5 protein-coding genes and 1 pseudogene are annotated in these 6,000 nt (G+C 62.3%); all 6 read right to left on the bottom strand.

Annotated elements, in window-relative coordinates; translation table 11 throughout:
• Positions 1 to 84: 84 nt before the first annotated feature.
• Positions 85 to 987: pseudogene (locus F3H96_RS24980) on the bottom strand (ABC transporter substrate-binding protein); the annotation flags it as partial.
• 175 nt (positions 988 to 1,162) lie between these two features.
• Positions 1,163 to 1,876 (bottom strand): ABC transporter ATP-binding protein, encoded by a 714-nt coding sequence (locus F3H96_RS24975; protein ID WP_149804347.1) that lies wholly within the window; start codon positions 1,874 to 1,876, stop codon positions 1,163 to 1,165.
• A complete protein-coding gene (locus F3H96_RS24970) occupies positions 1,873 to 2,610 on the bottom strand; it encodes an ABC transporter ATP-binding protein (RefSeq protein ID WP_149804346.1) in 738 nt (245 codons plus the stop codon). The genes F3H96_RS24975 and F3H96_RS24970 overlap by 4 nt, the downstream gene beginning before the upstream one ends.
• Positions 2,607 to 3,626: a branched-chain amino acid ABC transporter permease gene (locus tag F3H96_RS24965; RefSeq protein ID WP_210248171.1), complete on the bottom strand. Its 1,020-nt coding sequence runs from the start codon at positions 3,624 to 3,626 to the stop codon at positions 2,607 to 2,609. Before F3H96_RS24965 ends, F3H96_RS24970 begins: the two co-directional genes overlap by 4 nt.
• Positions 3,601 to 4,473 carry a branched-chain amino acid ABC transporter permease gene (locus tag F3H96_RS24960; RefSeq protein WP_149804345.1) on the bottom strand — a complete coding sequence of 291 codons (873 nt, stop codon included), beginning with the start codon at positions 4,471 to 4,473 and terminating at the stop codon, positions 3,601 to 3,603. Before F3H96_RS24960 ends, F3H96_RS24965 begins: the two co-directional genes overlap by 26 nt.
• Before the next feature lie 158 nt (positions 4,474 to 4,631).
• Positions 4,632 to 5,903, bottom strand: a complete 1,272-nt coding sequence (locus tag F3H96_RS24955; protein ID WP_149804344.1) for an amino acid ABC transporter substrate-binding protein — start codon at positions 5,901 to 5,903, stop codon at positions 4,632 to 4,634.
• Positions 5,904 to 6,000 lie beyond the last annotated feature (97 nt).

Genomic DNA, 6,000 nt, shown 5'->3' with positions numbered 1-6,000 from the left:
ATGGGGCGCTAAGCGGTCCCCTCAACTTATCCCGGGCGGATGGACCGCGGATCAGCAATCCGGGTCCATCCGCGTGTCCACCCTTCATTTGTTCAACTTCGCTTGCAATGCGTTGACGTCGTCGGTGGTCATCTCGCCGTCCGTCGTCACCTTGCCGTCGACGATCTTCCACAGACGGAACGGGCCGGTGATGTCGCCAAACTTGTCGAAGGAGACCGGACCGATGACGCCTTCATAGCGGATCGGCTTGCCGTCCTTAATCAGGCCGAGCGCCTTGGCGAATTCCTGCTTGCCCGCATAGATCGGCGTGCCTGCCGGATCGACCGCCTTGTACATGGCGTCCTTGATCTTGGCCGGATCTCCGGAGCCGGCGATGGCGATCGCCAGCCCGACGATGGCGCCAGCGTCATAGGAACGATCGGCGGCCGGGTTCGACGGCTCGATGCCGGAGAATTCCTTGTAGTTCTTGTTGAAATAGTCGGTCGAAGCGGTCGGGCTGGTGCCGGAAGAGGTGCCGTAGGCATCCTTGAGATAGTCGGCGCCGACGGAGTCGATGAAATCGGGGCTGTTCATGCCGTCATTGAGCAGGAACTTCTGCACGCCGCCCTGCGATATCCAAGTGCGGGCAACCGTGGCGCCGTCGACCGGCGTGCTGACGAGATAGAGCCCGTCCGGTTCGCCCGCCATCGCCGCCGTGACTTCCGAGGCATAGCTCGACTGCTTCTCGTTGTAGGGCGTATCGGAGACGATAGTGCCGCCGAGCGCCTTATAGGCGCGCGAGAACTCGGCCACCATGTTGACGCCGAAGTCGTTGTTGACGTGGATGATCGAGAGCTTCTTAAAGCCCTTGTCGATGGCGTATTTGGCGGCGGCCACGCCTTGCAGCGCATCGGAGGTGATGGTGCGGAAGAAGATGCCGTTGGTCTTGCCGTCGCGGCCGAGCGCGGTCAGCGTCGGCGAGGACGACGCGGGCGACACCTGGACGATATAGGGGCTGAACTGAGGAGAGAAATTCCGGGCAAACTTCTCACCGTTCGGCATCTCGACGCGTTCGATTACACCGTCTCGCGACTACACCTCGCCGTTTGTTTTGAAAGGCGCTGCGATGATCGTCCGACGCGCGTTCGTAGACGACTGGAAAGAAGACGTCAGCTTCGAGACTTCAGGCTCCGCCCATGTAGATGTCCATGATTTGCCGGTCGTCGCGCACGTCTTGCGGGCTGCCCTCAAAGCGTTTAGAGCCGGCGGCCAAGATGTAGAGTTTGTCTGCGATCGGCATGGCTTCGCGGATGTTCTGCTCGACCATCAATATGCCGATGCCTTGCTTCGTCAGCGTCGTGATGCGCTCCAGCGTCTCGATCACCATGGCCGGCGACAGGCCGGCGGAAGGCTCGTCGAGCAGGATAAAGCGCGGCTCCGAAACAAGCGCGCGAGCCAGCGACAGCATCGCCTGCTCGCCGCCCGACAACGCGCCGGCCGCCGTTTTGCGCCGCCGGGCCAGCGACGGATACTGGTCGATCAAAGTCTCAATGCGCGTTTCCACCAGCCGCTTATCGGCGATAGCGTAACCACCCATGCGCAGATTCTCCATCACCGTCAGGCGCGGGAACACGCCGCCCCCCTGCGGCATCAGCACCAGCCCCTGCCGTACCACCTCGTGCACGGGCAGATTGGATAGCACGGTCTCGCCAAGGCGGGCGGCTCCGCTCCACACCGGCAGCGCCCCGGCGATGGCCTTTAGCAAGGTGGATTTGCCGCAGCCGTTCGGGCCGAAAATGCAAGTGATCTTCCCGAGCTCGGCAATCAGCGAGATGCCATGGACGATCTCCTGTTTGCCGTAGCCGGTGACGATGTTCTCGGAGGCCAGCGTGCTCATTGCGGGTGCCCCAGATAGGTCTGCATGACTTCAGAATTGCGCACGATGTCCTCGAAGGCGCCGCTGGTTACCACCCGCCCCGAATCCATGACGATGATCCGGTCGCAGACGTTGCGAACCATCTCCATGTCATGTTCAATGACGAGGAAGGACACGCCCTGTTCGCGTAGCCGGGCAATGGCTTCCAGGATGATCTTGCGGATGTTGGGGTGGACTCCTGCCGTTACCTCGTCGAGCAGGATCAGCGATGCCTGCCGCACGACGGCGCGGCCAAATTCCAGCAGCTTCTGCTGACCGCCGGACAGGTCCGAGGCGCGGTTGTCGGCGACATGTTCGAGCTTAAGGAGGGAAAGCGTCTCGGCCGCGCGCTCGCTTGCGCCCCGCCAGTGACCTTCCGCCGCCGCTGCAAGAAGGTTCTCTGTCACTGTCATATTGTCGAACAGCGCCGGGATCTGGAAGGTACGGGCGAGGCCCAGCCGGGCGATTCTATGCGCGCTCATTCCGCCGACGGCACGGCCGTCGAAGCAGATCTCGCCCTTGTCCGGCATCACCGCGCCGGAGACGAGGCTGAACAGCGTCGATTTTCCGCAGCCATTGGGGCCGATGAGTCCGGCGATCTCGTGCCGCCCGACCGCCAGCTCGACGCCGTTGGCGGCCTTGATGCCGCCGAAATGCTTGAACAGCCCGCGCACGCTTAGGATCGGATCGGCTGCCGGCTGCATCCCGCCGCTCATGGGTGCCCTCCCTCACCGCTGCCGACCAGCTTGTCCAGGACCTTGTCCAGCGCGTTTTGCTTACGCCTTTCGAACAGGCCGGCGATGCCGTTCGGCAGAAAAAGCACCACCAGGACGATAGCGGTGCCGAGGATAGCGATGTAGAAGGCGGTGTCGCCCCAATACATCCAAATAAGCCGGTTCACCCCGAATAGCGCGACACCACCGATGGCCGGTCCCCACAGTGTGCCGAGGCCGCCCAACAGCACCATCACCACCATCTGGTCAGTGATGTCGCCGCCGAAAACGGACTTCGGATTGATGAAGGTGACCCAGTAAGCGAAGATGGCGCCGAAGACGGATGCAGTGACAGCGCTGAGCACGAATGTCTGCAGCTTGACCAGGGCCGTGTTGATGCCCATCGCCTCTGCCGCTGGCTCGTGGTCGCGGAGCGCCTTCACCTTCAGCCCAAAGCGAGAACGCTCGAATAGCGCCCAGGTGAGGAGGTACGTCAGTGCGGCGGCACCGAACATGGCGAAATAGAAGAAGCGTTCGTTGAGATACGGGGGCAGTCCGATACCACCGATGCCGCCCGTGAAGTCCATCGCCGAAGAGAACTGGATCAGCACCTCGGCAAAGGCCCAGGTGGCGATGGCGAAGTAGGCGCCGCGCAGCCTCAGTGTCGGTGCGCCGATGATGACCGCGCACAATGCGGTCACCACCATGCCGGCGGGAATAGTAACCGGGAAAGCCAGCCCGAAGGGATCGCTCATCAGGAACGCGGTCACATAGGCGCCGAGCCCGAAAAAGGCCGACTGGCCGAAATTGATGTAGCCGGCATATCCGCCCAGCATATTCCATGAGCAAGCGAGCCCCGCCCACATGAGTGCGCCGGTCGCAATGCGCAGCCAGTAATTGTTAACCGTCCAGGGCAGGACGCCTAGCACGACGATGATGATGGCGAGGAGAACGAGGCTTCGCCATTGCGGGTTGGCCGGTAGCAGCGCCATATCAGAGCCCCCGCCGCAGGATCCCACGCGGGGATATCAAAAGAACTAAAAACAGCGTGGTGAAGATCGCCAGCAGCGAATAGCTGGCACCGACATAGGTCGAGACAAAAGCTTCGACAACGCCTAGCAGAAGCGCCGCCACCAGCGCCCCCTCGACTGAACCTAGACCGGCAAGCACCGCTACGAAGAAGGCAAACAGCGTGTAGCGCAAACCGACCTCCGGGTTGACCGAATAGATCGCCCCCATCAGGACACCGGCCATGGCGGTGATGCCGGCGTAGAGCCCATAGACATTGGCGCTCAGCCGTCCGATGTTGACGCCCATCAGCGCGGCATTGTGCCGGTTCTCGGCAGTCGCACGGATCGCCAGTCCGTAGCGCGTACGATAGAGAAACAGGAAGAGCCCGCCGGCGATTGCCGCGGCGAATACTGCTGCCACAACCCGGATCAACGGAACCGTGACCGGGCCGATCGCCAGGCTTTCGCCGCTCAGCGCGGTAGTGACATTGCGGGTGTTGAAGCCCCATGCGGTCAGCATGCCGCCGCGCAATAACGTGAACAAGCCGAAGCTGAGCGCCAGCGCCATCAACTCCGGTCGCGCTGTGCGGCTGTTGCGAACGTTGTAAAGGACCGGGCCGATCAGATAGCCGAGGGCGCCGAAAAGGACGAAAGCCAGCGGGATCGCGAGAAAGCCGTCGAGCCCGAGCCAGGCGGTGATATAGTAGCCGAGGTAGCCGCCCAACACTACCCAGCCGCCGACCGCGAAGTCGATGACGTGCAACACGCCGAAGGCGAGCTGGAAGGCGACGGTAAATGTGGCGATGACACCTCCGATCAGAAGGCCATTCAGCAAGGTCTGGAGAAAAAGATCCAAGGCGGCATCCGTTTTTCGTCAAGGAACGGGAAGGCGGATATTCTGGCAAGCCCCGACGGGCGAAGCGGAACGGTCCATCGTTTCACAGCTATGCGCGATCGGTGCCTCAGCCACCGGCAGATGCGGGCGACGAAACCGCCCGCAGCTGCCAGGCACGCCTATTTCCAAGCCGGCAGTGGGTAGATGTAGTCGGCCGCTGCAGCCTCCTTCGGGCCGACCGCGACGGTCTTTCCACCCTGGATCTGGACCAGGACCGGCACAGGCTGGATGTTGTCGTGGTAATGCGGGCCGTCCTTCTCGAACTTGATTGGCCCGTAGAAAGTCTGGATGTCTGTTTCGGCGATGGCATCCTTCAACGCCACCCGGTCCTCCTGCGTCAGCGCGGGCTTCTTGCCCAAGCGCTTCAGCGCATCGCCCAGTACCAGACCGCTGGCCGCGCAAGCCGCCGCCGTATAGTCCGGCTCGCCTCCCAGTTTCTTCTGCGCCATCTGGGCGAAGTCCTTGGCCGTGCCGAATAGGTCGTCCTTGTAGGACACGGTGGGCAGCCATACCACCACACCCGTCGTGCCGTCGGCATCGGCCCCGAGCGCCTGGGCGAAGGCGGGATTGGTGATGCCGTAGTGCATGATCAGCGCCTTCGGCCGGTAGTTCAGAGACTTCGAGGTCTTGACCACGTTGATCAGTACCTCCTCATGGCCGCCGACCGCGACGATGTCCGGATCAAGCGCGGCGATCTTGGAGATGACCGGCGTGAGGTCCCCTTCCGGCGGCACCAGTTCGTAGGTGGCCAGTTCAAGGCCAGCGGCCTTGGCGCCGTCGCGAAAACCTTCGCCCGTTTCCTTCGAGAACGGCTCGTTGACGCTGACCACAGCCACGGTCTTGGCGGCGGGATTAGAAAGCTTCGCCAGCACCCCTAACGACAGGCCCGAAGTCGTGTCCACCGCCGGAATGATGCCGAAATTGAACTCAGGCTTAGCCTTCCAGACATTGGGCGATTCGGCCGAACCGGAGATCATCGGGACCTGATACTTCTGACAGATCGGCTGTACGGCGATAGTCGAGCCGCTGGTGTAGGGACCGAACAGCACGTCGACCCCGTTTTGCACGATCAGCCGCTCGGCGGCGTCTGCACCGGTCGCCGGGCTGCTCTGGTCGTCGCCGTAGAACATCTCGACCTTGAAGCGGTCACCAGCTACCTCTACGCCGCCCTTGGCGTTGATCACATCCGCCCAAAGGTCATAGCCCTGTTTGGTCAGGTTGCCGCCAAGAATGTTTTCGCCCGAGAGCGAGGTGATCACGCCCGCCTTGAAGGTCGCGGCTTGGGCGCGCGCCGTTCGCACGAACGGCATGCCCAGTGCACCGGCCGTGATGGCCATGGCGCTGCTGCCCAGGAACCGGCGGCGCGAGAAAGAACGGTTGATTGGAGCCATTTTGCAAATCCTCCCTTGCTTGTCATGGCAGTGAAGACGTTTCCGACTACATTCCCACCGACAGTCCGATTGGAAAACCGGTGGCACGTTCGTTTAT

Origin of the sequence: Mesorhizobium sp. NFR06, from assembly GCF_900115245.1 — a bacterium.
Classification (GTDB): domain Bacteria; phylum Pseudomonadota; class Alphaproteobacteria; order Rhizobiales; family Rhizobiaceae; genus Mesorhizobium.
Note: the sequence above shows the minus strand (reverse complement) of the source record. Positions and strands in the feature narration are given on the sequence as shown.